The sequence below is a fragment of the Janthinobacterium sp. C22 genome (assembly GCF_057919405.1).
Genome location: NZ_CP193659.1, coordinates 5,962,133 through 5,977,305 on the forward strand (window position 1 = coordinate 5,962,133; position 15,173 = coordinate 5,977,305).

Sequence of the window (15,173 nt, forward strand, 5' to 3'; positions counted from 1 at the left end):
CTGGTGTTGTCGGATTACGCGGCGTCGCCGCTAATCCGACCTATGCTGCACGGTGTTGATTGATCGCATCGCGCGTCTCGATCGCCACGCGGCGCGCCGCGTCGGCGAAGTCTTCGCCCGCTTGCGGCGTGGCGTAGATGATGGCGCGCGAAGAGCTGATCATCATGCCCATGCCGTTCGCCGTCTGGCCCGCGCCGACGGTGGCGGCAATATCTCCGCCCTGGGCGCCGATGCCGGGCACCAGCAGCGGCATGTCGCCCACGATGGCGCGCACTTGCGCCAGTTCTTCAGGGAAGGTGGCGCCGACGACGAGCGCGCACTGGCCATTCTTGTTCCATTTCCCGGCCACCAGGCGCGCCACGCGCTGGTACAGCGGTTCGCCGTCCGTGTCGAGGAATTGCAGGTCCGAGCCGCCCGGGTTCGAGGTGCGGCACAGGATGATCACGCCGCGGTCTTTCCACGCCAGGTAGGGGTCGAGCGAATCCTCGCCCATGTAGGGGTTGACGGTGACGGCGTCGGCGCCGTAGCGTTCGAACGCTTCGCGCGCGTATTGCGTGGCCGTGGCGCCGATGTCGCCCCGTTTCGCGTCGAGGATCAGGGGGATGTGCGGATAGTTTTCGCGCACGTAGCGGCAGATGTCTTCCAGCTGCTTTTCCGCGCCCAGTGCGCCGAAATACGCGATCTGCGGCTTGAAGGCGCAGGCCAGGTCGGCCGTGGCGTCGATGATGCGCGTGCAAAAGGTGGTGATTCCATCAGGCAAGTCGCGCAGGTCCGCCGGCAGTTTCGCCAGGTCCGGGTCCAGGCCCACGCACAGCAGGGAATTATTGGCCGTCCATGCGGCGGATAATTTATTGATGAAATTCACGGCACACCTTCTCTATATTCAGTTGCAAACCCCGTATTGTAACGCGGCGCGGGCGCGATAAGGCAGCCTGAGGCGGAGGCCGGCGCTTATTAAACCGACATGACGGGCCGTTTCAGGTATATTTGCCTCATCCCTTCTACTCTGCACGGAACCCATCATGCAAATCACCAAACAATTCACCAAATGGCTGCGCCTGGCGCTGAGCGTCACCGTCCTGGCCGGCATCCTGACGGGCTGCGGCTACAACGACTTCCAGAGCAAGGACGAAGCCACCAAGGCGGCCTGGGGCGAAGTGGTCAACCAGTACCAGCGCCGCGCCGACCTGATCCCCAACCTGGTCAATACCGTCAAGGGCTATGCCACGCACGAGCGCGAAACCCTGGAAGCGGTGACCAAGGCGCGCGCCGCCGCCACCAGTTTCCAGATCACGCCCGAAGTGCTGAACGACCCGGCCGCCTTCGAAAAATTCCAGCAAGTGCAGGGGCAGCTGTCGTCGGCCCTGTCGCGCCTGATGGTGGTGTCCGAGAAATATCCTGACCTGAAAGCCGACACCAGCTTCCGCGACCTGCAGTCGCAGCTGGAAGGCACGGAAAACCGCATCACCGTGGCGCGCCAGCGTTACATTGCCGCCGTGCAGGATTACAACGTGCATGCGCGCAGCTTCCCGAACAACCTGACGGCCATGGTCTTCGGCTACAAGGTCAAGCCGTCGTTCACGGTGGAAAACGAAAAAGCCATTTCGACCGCGCCGACCGTCAACTTCGGCAAATAAGATGAAAGCCTGGTCTTATCTGGCGACGCTGGCGACGGCGCTGTTGCTGTGGACAGCCTTGCCCGCCGGCGCGCAGGGCTTGCAGCCCGTGCCGCCGCTGGCGGCGCGCGTGACGGACAACGCCGGCATGCTCGATGACAAGCAGAAAGCGGCGCTGGAAGGCGTGCTGGCCGACTACCAAGCCAAGACGGGCAGCCAGATCGCCGTGCTGCTGGTCAAGAGCACGGAACCGGAAGCCATCGAGCAATACAGCATCCGCGTGACGGATGCCTGGAAGCTGGGCCGCAAGGGCGTCGATGACGGCGTGCTGCTGATGGTGGCGAAGGACAACCCATCGTCCTTGCGCCGCCTGCGCATCGAGGCAGGCCGTGGCGTGCAGGGCGTGCTGACGGATGCGCAATCGAAACGCATCCTGCAAGACGTGATCGCGCCGCATTTCAAGCAGAACGACTATTACGGCGGCCTGGTGGCTGGCATCGGCGCCATCGCTACCCTGCTGAATCAGGAGCAATTCCCCGCTCCCGCCCAGCAAAAGGCGCCGGCGACCGTGGAAGCGGGCGGCCTGACCTTCTGGCTGCCGCTGCTGTTCTTCGGCTTTCTTGTGCTCCTGACCGTGTTCCGCTCGCGCGGCGGCCCGAACCGGCTGCAGCGCGGCAGCAACTGGTCCAGCGGCGCCACCGGCGTCGTGCTGGGCAGCATTTTGAGCCAGGCGCTGAACAACCGGGGTGGCGGTGGCGGCTTCGGCGGCGGCGGTGGTTTTGGCGGTGGCGGCGGTGGTTTCGGTGGCGGCGGCGGCGGTTTTGACGGCGGCGGCGCCTCGGGAGATTGGTAATGACGAAACAACTGACATTCGGACAACGCTGCGGACGGGCTCTGAAACATTTGCGGGGCACGCCGGCGACGGCGCGCCAAGCCTTTCCCGAGCGCACCCTGAAAGCCATCGAAACGGCGATTGCCGATGGTGAAGCGATGCACCGGGCGGAAGTGCGCCTGATCGTCGAGGCGGCATTGACGCCGGGCATGGCTTACCAGGGCGTGAGCAACCGCGAGCGGGCGCGCGAACTGTTCGCCCAGTATGGCGTGTGGGATACGGAAGACAACGTTGGCGTGCTGATCTATATCAACCTGGCCGAACACCAGGTCGATATCGTGGCCGACCGCAACGTGGGCCGGCGCGTGACGCCGGAACAGTGGCAAGCCGTATGCCGCACCATGACGGGCGGCTTCAAGGAGGGCAATTACCACGACAGCACGCTCGATGCCTTGCAGCAGTTGAATGCCTTGCTGCAAAGCCACTTCCCTGCCGATGGGACGCGCGGCAACCAGCTGCCGAACGAACCCATCCTCCTCTGAATCCCGGACAGGGATTAAAATCCGCCATGGCGCCGCAGCATGGCGGCGCCCCCAACCGCCGAGGAGAATACATGAAACTGGTCAATAAAACCGCCATCGTCACGGGCGCCACGCAGGGCATCGGCCTGGCCTGCGCCACCCGCCTGATCGCCGAAGGGGCGCAGGTGATGCTGGTCGACATCAAGGAAGAAGGCGCGCAGGCGGCGGCCGCCCTCGGCCCGCAGGCGCGTTTCTTTGCGCCGACGTCAGCCAGAAGGCGGACGTCGACGCCATGCTGAAGGAAACGCTGGCGCAGTTCGGCCACATCGATATCCTCGTCAACAATGCGGGCGTCACGCACGCGGCCGATTTCCTCGACGTGTGCGAGGACGATTTCGACCGGGTCATGCGCATCAATCTGAAATCGATGTTCCTGTGCGGCCAGGCCGTGGCGCGCGAGATGGTCAAGCGCAACAGCGGCTGCATCATCAATATGTCCAGCGTCAATGCGGAACTGGCCATTCCGAACCAGGTGCCGTATGTGGTGTCGAAAGGCGCCATCAACCAGCTGACCAAGGTCATGGCCCTGAACCTGGCGCCGCACGGCGTGCGCGTGAACGGCATCGGGCCGGGCACCATCCTGACGGAACTGGCCAAGCAGGCGGTACTGTCGAGCCCGCAGGCGCGCCACACGATTCTGTCGCGCACGCCGCTGGGGCGCTGCGGCGAGCCGGAAGAAGTGGCAGGCATCGCCGCCTTCCTGGCCAGCGACGACGCCACCTACATGACGGGCCAGACCATCTACGTCGATGGCGGACGCATGGCGCTCAACTACACGGTGGCCGTGAAAGAGTGATGCAATCGAGTTATATCAAAAAAGAATAATGCATATCTAAAAAGATCATTAGACACATATCGTGCGACGCAGCATAATGCACCTGTCTCCACTATTCTCCTCCAAGAAAATAGTTTTAAGCCCGCTTTCACCAGCGGGCTTTTTTTGCCATCGCTGCTGCAACATGGCCATTCTTGCCATTTCCCGCAATCTTCCCGCTCATTCTGCCTGCCGCAAAAAAATGTTGCGGCGTGTCATCAGCCCGTCATTTTCGCCCCCTATACTTGCTTCATCTGCTGTACAGGCAACCGATATGCCTGACTACAGACAGGTGTGCCGCGATGGCACACCACTCCCCTTTTATGCCGTGGCGGGCGCCGGCAAGGCGCGCGACATGGCGAGTACCGAGCAACTCTCAACTCTTGACCCATTTCATTTGGGTTTTTGGCCCGCGCCCCCGCGGGCCTTTTTTGCCTGCCCGGCAAGCTCTTGCGCAAAAACACGGTGCCCCGCCACGCCCATGATATTGTGACTGCCTTTCCACCCATCCTGACGCATCATGCCTGTACCCTTGCCCGAACTTTGTTTTGCCGACCGCTACGAGCGCCTGCGCTACCGCACGGCCCTGGTGTTGTATGTGCTGGTGATCCTGATCGGCGACATCCCCGGCGTGCGCGCCGACGTGGGCCAATATGCGTCGGGCGGCGTGCTGCATTCCTTCGGCTATGGCGTGCTGGCCCTGATCCTGTTCAGCGGCACGGGCGGCGGCATGGCCCGCCGGGCGCTGCTGTCGGTGCTGATGGTGGCGGCCATGGGCGCGCTGGACGAATTCATCCAGAGCTTCCTGCCTTACCGCCATGGCGCCGTCAGCGACTGGGTGGTCGATATCACGGCCGCCACGGCCGTGGTGCTGCCGCTGTACTTCCTCTGGCCCGGCATGGCCGCCTCCGCGCTGAAGAAGTCGCGCGGCTGATCAGGGCGCCGCGCCGTCGCCGGTGCTCAGCGCCAGGGGCAACTGGCCCTGGCCGGTCGCGGCCCGGCCGGCAATGCGGCGCAAGGCCGCGTGCATCTCGCGCCGGCTGTGCGCTCCCGCCGCGCGCGCCGCATCGCGCTGCATCTCCATCAACTGCTCCGACCGCGACAGCCGGGTCAAGGCATGCAGGGCCTGCGTCAACGCATAGCGGGCGCGCATATCGTTCGCAGTGCCCGGCGCACCGTACACCGCAATCACCAACTCATTGATCAGCTTGACGCTAGTGGAATCGGAAGCCATTTATTCTCCTGAGATAAGCAGCGGGAAGGACAGCGGGACAGCGCTGACGCTGTGCACGTTCGTACAAGAATGTCTTTTATACCAAGCTCGACAATTGAAGCGCTTGATGTATCTCAATGTGAAATAACAAGGATCGAACATCTTTCCTCCCCTGCTCTCTTACTAGCAGTAGTTACGGCCATGCCTGGCATGCGCCATTGACGCTGACCTCCGCCACACCCTGAAAACCGGGTTACCACTTTGTCAGACCAAGAGGAGAACAAGATGAGAGCAAAAAAACCATGGCGCTGGCCGGCCTGCTGTGTACGCTGGCCGCCTGCAGTTCGAATCCGAACAACACCGGCATGAGCAGCACGAATGGCCGCAGCGGTGAAAGCTACAGCAATACGGCCGGGACGGGCAGCACTACGGCCGGGACCAGCACCAGCAGCACCATGAGCAGTACAGGGGTCAATACCGCCGGCACATCCACGGCCAACAACGCCATGAACATGGACGGCAGCCAGACGGGTGTCAGCATTGCCTCTGCCACGGTGCAATCGATCGAGCCAGTGCCGCGCGGTATGGAACAGCGCAGCGGCGACATGCAATCCGGCAGTTCCGGCACAGCGGGCAGCACCTCGGGCAACACGCAGTACCGGGTCACCCTGCGCCTGGACGACGGCAGCACACAGACCCTCATGCAAAACTCCCAGCCCAGCTACCAGATCGGCGACCACGTCAAGGTGGTCAACGGCTTGCTGCAGCGCTACTAGGCATAGCGCATCTCGATGCGGCGATAGCGTCCGGGCACAGGCAAGGCAGGTATTTCATCTGCCTTGCCTGTTGCCTGTTGCCTGTTGCCTGTTGCCTGTTGCCGTTTGCCTGTTGCCGTTTGCCTGTTGCCGTTTGCCTGTTGTCTTTTCCCTATTTACGCCTTTTCCCTGCTTACCTGTCCACGGCGCGCCGGGAGCACCGTTCCAGGCCCCCGGCGCAAGCGCCTATTCCACCATGCTCACCTTGCGCCGGCTGGCCGCCAGCCCGGCGATCTGTTCCGCCGCTTTTTTCCCGGCCAGGAAGGCATGGTCGGAATTGTAGTATTCCCATTCGCTGTAGCGTCCCGCCAGCACGATATCCTGCGTGGCCAGCCAAGCCTTCACCAGCGCCACGTTGGCGGCCCGCGCGTGGTCGTACACGACGTAGGCGTAGGGCATGTCCACCTGGCTGGCAGCGAGCAGCCGGTCATCGTCGCGCAGCAAGCCCACGGCGATGCAATCGGCCACGCAGCGGTCGATCAGGGCTTGCCCATCCAGCGGCAACGGCTTCCAGGGCGAATAACTGATCTCGCACGTCAGGCCAAAGCCGCCCGGCGCATTGCAGTGGGGGCTGGCGTTACCTTGCAGGAAGATACGGTGAAATATCGTCTCTTCCGGGTAGTAAATCCAGTGTTTCTCGCTGATGTGTTCACGTGCCACGCCCAGGTTGACGCAGCGCACGGAAATATGCCGCAAGGCGCGCGCCGCCGCCCGTACCTGCTGCGGCGCCTGCTCACCGCTCAGGCGCACCAGCTCCGGCAAGGGCATGGTGCTCAGCAGGTGCTGGTAACGGAAGCGGCGGCCATCGGCCAGCACGATCAGGTGCTGGCGCGGCAGGATCTGCACCACCTCGGCGTTAAGTTCCAGCTGGCCTTGCAGATGCGGCAGGAAGCCCGACATCAATGCCTGGAAACCACCGCGCAAGGGATAGCCGAAACGGGCATTCGGGCCCATCGGCCTGGCCACCGGTTCGAGTGCGCCCTCGATGATGTCTTCCAGGTTCGGCAAGGGTACCCGCCCGCCCAGCCACGACGTTTCCATCTCGGCCAGCGGTACGGTCCACAATTTCCTGTTGTAGGGAATGGCGAAATGGCGGGCGATGCCGCTGCCCCATACCTGATGGATGAACTGTTCGAAATTGAGTCCCGCCTGGGGCGGCGCCGCCACGGCATCGTGCGCCTGTTCCAGTCCCGTGCCGCCGTCGGCGCAGCAGTCCTCCACGGCGCAGGCCCCCGCCGCCGCATGGCCCGGCACGGCCGGCGCCTTGCCGTAGCGCGCCTCGACGGCACCGACGATGCATTCCTTGATGACGGCCGGCGGCAAGCCGTACAGCGCCCCCTGGAAAGGATAGCGCGTGTAGACCTGCTTGCTGTACACCCAGGCTTCGCGGTTTTGCCAGTGCAGATTGGTGCCCAGCAAGGTGCGGTACATGTCGAACACATAGTCGTCGTTGGAAAACATGATGTGGCCCGCATGGTCGAAAGTGAACCCCCGGTCGACGATGGAGCGGCACCAGCCGCCCACCGCGGCATTTTTGTCCAACAACAAGGTGTCGGCGCCCAGGTGATAGGCGGCGCTCAAGCCTGTCGGGCCGGCGCCGATGATGGCGCAGGCCACGGCTTGCGGCGCACCGGGGGGATGCAGGAGGTTGACGGCGGCGCCCGGTGCGGCGGCCTGTGCCGTGCTGGCGGCGGGCAACGCCTGGCGGGCTCCCTGTCCCGGCGGCGTCGTGTCGAGCAAGTGGCGCATCTGCTCGGCCGTGGCATCCCACGAGGTAGCCGCGACGATGGCGCGCATGCCGGCGGCCATGGCCGCGCGCTGCTCCGGCGTCGCGGCCAGCGCCGCCTCGCAGGCGCCGACAAAGGCCTCGGGCGTGTCGGCGATGGCCACGATGCCGCCATACGGCACGGCCACGTCGGTGATCGAAGTGCTGACGATGGGCAACTGCGCCGCCATGTATTCCAGCACCTTGGTGGGACTGATGAAGCGGGTCGCCTCGTTCCTGGCGAAGGGCAGCAGGCACACGTCCCAGCCGGCCAGGAAGTGCGGCAGCGCCTGGTACGGCTGCTGGCCCAGATAATGGATATTTTGCCGCTGCGGCAAGCTGGCCGGGTCGATCTTGAGGATGGGGCCGACGAGCACGATTTGCCAGTCGGGATGGGCATCGGCCAGCGCTGCCACCAGGGCAGGCTCGAAACGCTCGTCGATCACGCCGTAGTAGCCCAGCCTGGGCCGCCCGATCTCCGCTTGCGCGGGATGGCCGTTGTGGCGGTCCAGCGCCTGTTCGAAGTGCACGGTGTCGACGCTGCTGGCGAAGCAATGCACGTTCGCATGGCGCGTGCGTTTCGCCTCGAACAGGCTGGGGCCGCCCGCGAACACCAGTTCGGCGCGCGCCAGCAGGGCCGTTTCGCGCTGCAGCAATTGTCGGGGAGCATACTTGAATGCGGCCAGTTCATCCATGCAGTCATACACCACCAGGCCAGCGTGCAGGGCCGGCAGCAGCGGCAGCGCCATCGGCGTATAGAACCAGACGATGGGGTCGTCGGCGGGCGTGATCTGCGCCAGCAGGGTTGCAGCACGGCCAGCTGGTCGTCGTGAAAACCGGGCGCCCGCACGGCCGTGCGGGGCTGGCACACGGTCACGTTCGGCGCCGGGGTGGACAGCTCCAGCGTGCCGGGCCCGTCGTGCCAGACGGGTTCCTCGATGAAGACCACGCGGTAGAACTGCGCCAGCCGCGACAGCAGCTGTTGCGGACGCTGATACACGAAATTCCAGCGCAGGTGTGAAAAGACGATAATGGTTCGCATGCCAGTTCCTTTCTGCCCCGCCGGGGCAAACGTTGAACAAAGGTGTGCGGTCAGGCGCTGGGCCTGCCGTAGCGCCGCCGCGTAAGGCGGCGACAGGATGCGCCGCAGCCGCTCCCCTCCCTCGCCTTCCAGCTTGACATCCCACAGGCCGCTGCGGTGCCAGTGGCTGGCATCGTCCCAGTCGGGACGGTCGATGACGGGATAGAGGCAGATGCCGCGCAGGTCCGCGCCGTGCTGGACGGCCAGCGCCGCCTCGGCGGCCACGTCGCGTATCCAGGCGCCGCGCCCGCTGCCCACGTGGCTCGTTTCCGCCAGCAGCAGCGGCCGCCCATAGCGCCGCCCCACTTCCAGCAGCAGCTGGTGCAGGGGCATGCGGCGCGGCTCGCCCAGATGCCACCACAGGCGCAGGTTGCTGCCGCTTTCCCACTGGTTGCTGTGGTAGTAGTTCAGGCCGATCAAGTCCAGGTAGCGCGGCGCGCCGCCCAGTTTCGGGGACAGGCGCCCGCACAGCATGTCCCAGGCCTCGAACTGCGAGGCGCGCCAGGCGGCCGCCTGGGCGACCCAGTCCGGCCGTCCCGGCGGCGCGATCACGTGGATCAGGGGATCGCATTGCAGGAAGCGCGCATGCGGGCTGACGGCGCGGATGGCGTCGCAGCCGGCCACGGTGGCGCGCACCAGCTGCCGCTTGCCTTCGTGGCCCGCGTCCGGCCGCTGCATGTTCAGGCACTGGAACATGTGCACCGACAAACCCCAGCTGGTAAACGAGATTTCATTGATGGGCGAATATACGGGCGCGCTGCCCGCATAGGGCGCGAGAAACTGCGCCGCAGCCCGGCAATAGCGGGCAAAGCGCGGCACGAAGTCCGGCGAGAACAGGTCGACGTCGGGCGGCCAGCCGTAGTGGCAGAAGGTCCAGTTGACCTGCAGGCCCAGCTCCCGCGCCACGGCGGCGCGCTCCTCGATGCAGGAAAAATCGAAACGGCCGTCGCGCTCGGCCAGGCGCCAGCCTATGCTTTCGCGCACGCCGCGGATGCCGAACTGGCGCAGCAGCAGGTAGTCTTCGCGCACCCGGTCCAGGTGGCCCGTGGCGCGGTTCATGTCCAGCGCCTGGCCGCCATGGGTGACGTGGTCGGCGCCCTCGTATCCCGCCTGCCAGTAAGTAGGAAAGGGCGCTGCCGCGCCATCGGTATCGGCCATGCCTGCTCCTCTTGATGTAGGGACCGGATGAAAACTGCCAGGCCCGGCTTGCGTTCAATTGAGCCGGATATTGCGGGTGGCCGCGCTGAGCAGTTCCAGCGCGGCCTTCGGCGTTCGGTTCGCCGTCAGCAGGCCATTGGTTTCCTGGAACGTGTCGGCGAACTGCGTGTAGCAAAAGCCGCTGAACATTTGCGCCGTGTTGACGACCGTCATCAGGCGCCGGTACAGGTCGAGGAAGGCCGCCTCGTTGCTCACGCGCGCATAGCCCCAGGTATCGGCATCGCCCTGTTCCCGGTCAAAGGCGATGCCGCCAAATTCCGTGAGGACGATGGGCTGGCCCCGGTGCGGAAAACCGTCGAGCGTGAGGATGCGCCCGCCCGGGCGGCGCTGGTCGAACAAGGTGGTGCGGGCCGAATCGCTGATCGCATAGCGCGCCTGCAGGCGTTCCGGATCGCAGTCGTAGTCGTGGATGCCGAGGATGTCGGTGGCCGACGCTTCCCAGCCGTCGTTGCCGATCACGGGCCGCGTGGGGTCGAGCGTGCGCGTCAGGTGGTACAGCGCCTCGACGGCATTGCGGTGGGCCTGGATGGCCGTCAGGTTGGGCACGCCCCACGATTCGTTGAACGGTACCCAGACGAGGATGCACGGGTGGCTGTAATCGCGTTCGATCACGTCCGTCCATTCGCGCACCATGCGCGTGATCGCCTTGCCGGAAAAGCGGTAGGTGGACGGCATTTCTTCCCACACCAGCAAGCCCAGGCGGTCTGCCCAGTACAGGTAGCGCGGGTCCTCGATCTTCTGGTGCTTGCGCACGCCGTTGAAACCCATGGCCTTGGCCAGTTCCACGTCGTGCCGCAAGGCCGCATCGGAAGGCGCCGCCAGCAGGGTGTCGGGCCAGTAGCCCTGGTCCAGCACCAGGCGCAGCGGATACGGCCGGCCATTGAGCATGAAGCGGTCGCGGTTGATCGCCACCGAGCGCAGCGCCGTGTACGACCTGACCGTGTCGAGCAGCTCGTCGCCATGCCGCAGCGTGACTTCGGCATCGAGCAGGATGGGCCGCTCCGGGCTCCACAGCAGTTCGTTGCGCGAATCGTCGATGCCGGGATCGGACAAGGCGATCTTGCGGCTCGCTTCGTTTTCGATCAGCTTGTACTGGTCGTCGGCCAGCAGGTTGTCGCCATGCCAGATGCGCACGCCCACGATGAGATCGTCGTGCAGCTCGCCCATGGCGAACACGTCGCAGCCGATTTCGTAGCCCTCGAACACGGGCGTCCAGCGCAGCTTGCCGATGTAGGTGCTGGCCACGCGCTCGATCCACACGCTTTGCCAGATGCCCGTGGTGCGCGGATACCAGATGGAATGGGGCAGCAGCTGCCAGTCCTGCTTGCCGCGCGGCTTGGCCAGGTCGTGCGGATCGTCCTCGACGCGCACCGTCAGCACCTGCGGCCCGTCGGCCAGCAGGGCATGGCTGATGTTGGCGACAAACGGCGTGTGGCCTCCTCATGCTCGGCCACCACGTGGCCGTTCAGCCAGACCTTCGCATGGTAATCGACGGCGCCGAAATGCAGCAGCACGCGGGGACCGCCCGGCTGCAGCAGGAAGTCGCGCTGGTACCAGCACACGCGGTGAAAACCGCGGTCGCCCACGCCGCTGGCCTGCGATTCCGGCGGAAACGGCACGATGATCTCGTGCGTCCAGCCGATGCCGCCGTCGGGCAGGCGGTAGCGCCGTTCATTGTCGAAGGTGAAACGCCAGGCGCCGTTCAGCGATTGCCAGTTCTCGCGCACCATCTGCGGGCGGGGATAGGCAAAGCCGCCCGCGCCAGGCAGGGCGATACCGGCCTGGCCGTCATCCGTATGGGGTGGGGAGAGATGGTCGTCGAGCATGCCAGTTGGATGCGTGCGGCATGGGGCAAGTTCCGCCGTATGGGGCTTGCCCTGTAACGCATGAGCAGGATCAAACCATGCTCAGTCGAGCGGAACCACCATGCGTGCGTGGTGTCCCAGGGCGTTAAAGCGCTGCACCACCGTACGCCCCGCGCTGGCCGCGCCCTGCTTGCGGCACAGGGCCACGCAGGCGCCGCCAAAACCGGCGCCCGTCAGGCGCGCGCCGTACACGGCGGACTGCGCCGACAGCAGCGCCACCAGCGCATCGAGCACCGGCAGCGATACCTCGTAATCGTCGCGCAGGCTGGCGTGCGACTGCGCCATCAGCTGGCCGAAGAGCACGGGACCATGCTGGCCGCAAGCCTGCAGCACGCGCAGGTTTTCGCTGACCACGTGGCGCGCACGGCGGCGGTACGGCTCGGGCAAGCCTTCCACCACGGACGGCTCGCGCACGTCGCGCAGCGCCGCCACGCCCAGCAGGCGCGCCGCCTGTTCGCACTCGGCGCGGCGCACGTTGTAGGCGCTGCCGGCCAGGGTGCGCGGCACGCCGCTGTCGACCACCAGCACCTCGCTGTCGTGGGGCAGCGCCAGCAGCGCATGGCGCAGGGTGCGCGCGTCGAGCAGCAGCATGTGATGCTCGTCGGCCAGGCTGCACGCCATCTGGTCCATCACGCCGCAATTGACCTGCGCGTAGCGGATTTCCGCCTGCTGCCCCATCAGCGCCAGCGACACGTCGTCGATCTGCAGCCCCAGCAACTGGCGCAGCGCGCGCAGCATGGCGATCTCCAGCGCGGCGCTGCTCGACAGGCCGGCGCCCGGCGGCACGTCCGAATCGATGTGGCCGCGCACGGCCGGCACCGCGACGCCGCGCTCCTCGAACAGGCGTATGCAGCCTTCCAGGTAGCAGCCGAAGCCGGGCGGCGCGGCGCTCTGGCGCTCGAAACGCACGAGTTCGTCAAGGGTGGCCGAATAGAACTGGTGGTGCCCGTCGGCGGCCGGCGCCAGTATCACCCGCGTGCGCTGCGGCGTGGCGCACGGCAGCATGTAGCCGTCGTTGTAGTCCGTATGCTCGCCCAGCAGGTTGACCCTTCCGGGCGCCGAGGCCGCCACCACGGGGACGGCGCCGAAATATGCGTCGGGAGTGATCATTGCACTTCCAGGGTCAGCGGACGCCGCCGTCCCTGCACCGTTGCCGCCGGCCAGTCCGGATCGCAGGTCAGGTTGTGCAGGCGCCCGCCGCTGAGCAGGAAAGTGTCTTCCACCATGCTGCCGGGCAGGCTGGGATGGAAGGCCACGGCCATGCCGTCCTTCAGGGCGATTTCCGTATGCGCGCCGGCGGCCACCTCGGGCGCGCGGTAGCCGGCGATGCCGCCCTGCCGGAATTCCTGCACCGTATCGGGCTGGCCCGCATATGCATAGGCGCTGTCGAGCGCGTGATACACCATGCTCAGCGCATGCCCCGCCACGCAGGCATCGAGCGCCACCGCTTCCAGCGCCAGGATGGCCGCGTCGGCTTCGCCGATGCCGTCGCGCGCAGGACGGAAACGGCGCTGGCGGCTCAAGCTGGCGCACAGGCCGAAACCTTGCGCGCACAGCGCCAGCACGGCCCGTTCGCCCAGCGGCGACGCGGCGGGCGGCGCGCGCCGGTAGCGCTCGAAGCGCTCGGCGCCCGCCGCCAGCACGTACACGGCATGCAGGCCGCGCGACCACAGAGCGCGGGCGCAGGCGCCGGCCAGTTCCTGCTCGCTCCAATCGGGCCGCGCGGCGCGCAGCGCCTCGCTGGCGGCAGCGGAGGCCAGCCGGCCCACTTCGCGGTAGCGCGCCTGTTCCGGCGCCAGCAGGGGCAGGCGCTCCTCGCGCAAGGCGACGGGCAGGCAGCGCTCGTGCAGGCCGGGCCGGTCGCACAGCACGGGCCGCCCTCCCGCCGCATGCTGCACGAAATGCTCACGCAATTCAGCCAGCCGGGGCTGCATCCACGGCGTCACTTGCCAGGTCCAGCTGCCGCGCACCTCTTCCTGGCGCAGCCGCTGCGCCTCGGCCGCATCGGTGAGGATGTAGGCCGCATCGCGCGTGACGAGCACCTCGGCACAGCCGCACTCGGCCGTCTGGCAGCTGCTGCCCGACGCGCCCGCCGTGGCCCAGGCGAACCAGTCCACGCCGCGCAGGCGCAACGCGCCGGCCCTTTCCTGTTCCAGCCAGCCACGCATCTGCGCCAGTTTGTGCGCAATTTCCAGTTCGACATTCCAGTTCATGCGATTTCCTCTGCCATTTCCCATGCCACGCGCACTTGCTGCAGCTGCCGCGCCGATTCCTCGGGCAGGGCATCCATGGCGTACATGCCGGCGGCCAGCTCGGTGCCGGCCAGATATTTGAGCCGTTCGCGCGTGCGGTACGGCGGATAAAACTGTGCGTGCAGCTGCGTGTCCGGGTGCGCGCGGCCGTCTGGCGGCGCCTGGTACCAGGCCATCAGGTAAGGCATGGCGCGCCGCCACAAGCCGTCGTATTTCAGCAGCACAGTCTTGAGGGCGCGCGCCAGGTCGTCGCGCTGCCGCGCCGACAAGGCCGCAAAGCTGTCCGTCTGCCGCCGCGGCATCACCCACGCTTCATACGGATAGCGGGCGCAGGCGGGCACGAAGGCGATCGCTTCCGGCCCCAGGTACAGCAGGCGCGCGCCGTCATCGGCTTCGCGCCGCGCCATGTCGACCAGCAGGGCCTGGCCATGGCTGGCGAAATGTGCGTGTTCCTGCTCCAGCATGCGCGCCGGCACGGGCGGCACAAAGGGGTAGGCGTAGATCTGGCCATGCGGATGGTGCAGGGTCACGCCCACTTCCGCGCCGCGGTTCTCGAACGGCAGCACGTACGCGATGCCGGGCCGGCTGGCCAGCTGTGCCGTGCGCTCCCCACACCTGCAGCAGCAAGGCCATGTGGCCAAGCGCCAGCGTGCCCAGCGAGGCGCCGGCATCCTGCGCGAACACCACCACTTCGCAATGGCCGCGGGCGGGCGCCGTGGCGACCGTCAAGTCGGGCGGATCATGCGCGTGCGGCGCCAGGGTGGGAAAGCGGTTGTCGAAGACGGCGATGTCGTAATCGCCGGCAGGCAATTCCGTCGGCTGCGCGGGATCGCGCGTGGGCGCCAGCGGGTTGTACCGGTCCGGCGGCAGGAAGGGGCGGCCCTGGCGGTAAGCCGCATACGCCACCCATTCGCCGCGCAAGGGATGCCAGCGCAAGTGCGGATTGGCTTCCTGCGCCGCGGGGAAGGGACTCGGTGCAACGCCGGCGACGACGATGGGACGCCGGCTGTACAGAGTCAGCTGGCGCCCGTCGGGCTTGGCGAGTTGCTTGCAATACATGATGTTTCGCAATCTTAAGACACGAATTCTTAAGACTGGCACTGCCCAAAAAGTTCCGGCGA

The 15,173-nt window shown here is 66.2% G+C and carries 14 protein-coding genes and 2 pseudogenes; 6 read left to right on the top strand and 10 right to left on the bottom strand.

The features are described from left to right. Positions 1 to 40: 40 nt before the first annotated feature. Positions 41 to 865 carry an orotidine-5'-phosphate decarboxylase gene (gene pyrF, locus ACRHIG_RS28105; RefSeq protein WP_489628636.1) on the bottom strand — a complete coding sequence of 275 codons (825 nt, stop codon included), beginning with the start codon at positions 863 to 865 and terminating at the stop codon, positions 41 to 43. A gap of 157 nt (positions 866 to 1,022) precedes the next feature. On the opposite strand from pyrF, the gene ACRHIG_RS28110 reads away from it, so the two are divergent. The 5 genes and pseudogenes from ACRHIG_RS28110 (at position 1,023) to ACRHIG_RS28130 (ending at position 4,777) form a co-directional block, all read left to right on the top strand. Continuing rightward, entirely contained in the window at positions 1,023 to 1,637 is a 615-nt protein-coding gene (locus ACRHIG_RS28110; RefSeq protein WP_076567255.1) for a LemA family protein, read from the top strand. 1 nt (position 1,638) lies between these two features. Further along, positions 1,639 to 2,469, top strand: coding sequence for a TPM domain-containing protein (locus tag ACRHIG_RS28115; protein WP_489628637.1), 831 nt, complete (start codon positions 1,639 to 1,641; stop codon positions 2,467 to 2,469). Continuing rightward, positions 2,469 to 2,990, top strand: a complete 522-nt coding sequence (locus ACRHIG_RS28120) for a TPM domain-containing protein (RefSeq protein ID WP_475417389.1) — start codon at positions 2,469 to 2,471, stop codon at positions 2,988 to 2,990. The genes ACRHIG_RS28115 and ACRHIG_RS28120 overlap by 1 nt, the downstream gene beginning before the upstream one ends. A 71-nt stretch (positions 2,991 to 3,061) precedes the next feature. Continuing rightward, positions 3,062 to 3,825 (top strand): annotated as a pseudogene (locus tag ACRHIG_RS28125) (SDR family NAD(P)-dependent oxidoreductase). A gap of 538 nt (positions 3,826 to 4,363) precedes the next feature. Beyond that, positions 4,364 to 4,777, top strand: coding sequence for a VanZ family protein (locus tag ACRHIG_RS28130; RefSeq protein WP_489628638.1), 414 nt, complete (start codon positions 4,364 to 4,366; stop codon positions 4,775 to 4,777). Here the strand turns inward: ACRHIG_RS28130 and ACRHIG_RS28135 are convergent, their stop codons facing one another. Continuing rightward, the gene (locus ACRHIG_RS28135; RefSeq protein ID WP_475417391.1) at positions 4,778 to 5,077 is read right to left on the bottom strand and encodes a hypothetical protein; all 300 of its coding nucleotides are present in this window, start codon (positions 5,075 to 5,077) and stop codon (positions 4,778 to 4,780) included. Between the two features lie 281 nt (positions 5,078 to 5,358). Here ACRHIG_RS28135 and ACRHIG_RS28140 point away from each other — a divergent pair, with 281 nt between their 5' ends. Beyond that, entirely contained in the window at positions 5,359 to 5,832 is a 474-nt protein-coding gene (locus tag ACRHIG_RS28140; protein WP_489628639.1) for a hypothetical protein, read from the top strand. A 225-nt stretch (positions 5,833 to 6,057) separates the two neighbouring features. On the opposite strand, the gene ACRHIG_RS28145 is transcribed toward ACRHIG_RS28140, so the two are convergent. The 8 genes and pseudogenes from ACRHIG_RS28145 to ACRHIG_RS28180 all read right to left on the bottom strand — a co-directional run. Then, a complete protein-coding gene (locus tag ACRHIG_RS28145) occupies positions 6,058 to 8,196 on the bottom strand; it encodes an NAD(P)-binding protein (protein ID WP_489630884.1) in 2,139 nt (712 codons plus the stop codon). After that, a complete protein-coding gene (locus ACRHIG_RS28150; protein ID WP_489628640.1) occupies positions 8,079 to 9,875 on the bottom strand; it encodes a glycoside hydrolase family 1 protein in 1,797 nt (598 codons plus the stop codon). The genes ACRHIG_RS28145 and ACRHIG_RS28150 overlap by 118 nt, the downstream gene beginning before the upstream one ends. Before the next feature lie 54 nt (positions 9,876 to 9,929). Then, positions 9,930 to 11,315 carry a glycoside hydrolase family 2 protein gene (locus ACRHIG_RS28155; protein ID WP_489628641.1) on the bottom strand — a complete coding sequence of 462 codons (1,386 nt, stop codon included), beginning with the start codon at positions 11,313 to 11,315 and terminating at the stop codon, positions 9,930 to 9,932. Beyond that, positions 11,309 to 11,761 (bottom strand): hypothetical protein, encoded by a 453-nt coding sequence (locus ACRHIG_RS28160; RefSeq protein ID WP_489628642.1) that lies wholly within the window; start codon positions 11,759 to 11,761, stop codon positions 11,309 to 11,311. Before ACRHIG_RS28160 ends, ACRHIG_RS28155 begins: the two co-directional genes overlap by 7 nt. Before the next feature lie 81 nt (positions 11,762 to 11,842). Continuing rightward, the gene (gene galK, locus ACRHIG_RS28165; protein ID WP_489628643.1) at positions 11,843 to 12,910 is read right to left on the bottom strand and encodes a galactokinase; all 1,068 of its coding nucleotides are present in this window, start codon (positions 12,908 to 12,910) and stop codon (positions 11,843 to 11,845) included. Continuing rightward, on the bottom strand, positions 12,907 to 14,013 hold the full coding sequence (locus ACRHIG_RS28170) for a M24 family metallopeptidase (RefSeq protein WP_475417395.1): 1,107 nt from the start codon (positions 14,011 to 14,013) through the stop codon (positions 12,907 to 12,909). Before ACRHIG_RS28170 ends, galK begins: the two co-directional genes overlap by 4 nt. After that, entirely contained in the window at positions 14,010 to 14,618 is a 609-nt protein-coding gene (gene galT / locus ACRHIG_RS28175; protein WP_489630885.1) for a galactose-1-phosphate uridylyltransferase, read from the bottom strand. Before galT ends, ACRHIG_RS28170 begins: the two co-directional genes overlap by 4 nt. Beyond that, positions 14,592 to 15,111 (bottom strand): annotated as a pseudogene (locus ACRHIG_RS28180) (galactose-1-phosphate uridylyltransferase); the annotation flags it as partial. The pseudogene ACRHIG_RS28180 and the gene galT, both read right to left, overlap by 27 nt. Positions 15,112 to 15,173: the final 62 nt, after the last annotated feature.

Excerpts from the sequence above, each read along its gene's own strand:
- ACRHIG_RS28115 (WP_489628637.1), top strand. The coding sequence starts at position 1,639 with ATGAAAGCCTGGTCTTATCTGGCGACGCTGGCGACGGCGCTGTTGCTG.
- ACRHIG_RS28130 (WP_489628638.1), top strand. The coding sequence starts at position 4,364 with ATGCCTGTACCCTTGCCCGAACTTTGTTTTGCCGACCGCTACGAGCGC.
- ACRHIG_RS28170 (WP_475417395.1), bottom strand. The coding sequence starts at position 14,013 with ATGAACTGGAATGTCGAACTGGAAATTGCGCACAAACTGGCGCAGATG.
- ACRHIG_RS28110 (WP_076567255.1), top strand. The coding sequence starts at position 1,023 with ATGCAAATCACCAAACAATTCACCAAATGGCTGCGCCTGGCGCTGAGC.
- ACRHIG_RS28140 (WP_489628639.1), top strand. The coding sequence starts at position 5,359 with ATGGCGCTGGCCGGCCTGCTGTGTACGCTGGCCGCCTGCAGTTCGAAT.
- galK (WP_489628643.1), bottom strand. The coding sequence starts at position 12,910 with ATGATCACTCCCGACGCATATTTCGGCGCCGTCCCCGTGGTGGCGGCC.
- ACRHIG_RS28160 (WP_489628642.1), bottom strand. The coding sequence starts at position 11,761 with ATGCTCGACGACCATCTCTCCCCACCCCATACGGATGACGGCCAGGCC.
- ACRHIG_RS28135 (WP_475417391.1), bottom strand. The coding sequence starts at position 5,077 with ATGGCTTCCGATTCCACTAGCGTCAAGCTGATCAATGAGTTGGTGATT.
- ACRHIG_RS28120 (WP_475417389.1), top strand. The coding sequence starts at position 2,469 with ATGACGAAACAACTGACATTCGGACAACGCTGCGGACGGGCTCTGAAA.
- ACRHIG_RS28150 (WP_489628640.1), bottom strand. The coding sequence starts at position 9,875 with ATGGCCGATACCGATGGCGCGGCAGCGCCCTTTCCTACTTACTGGCAG.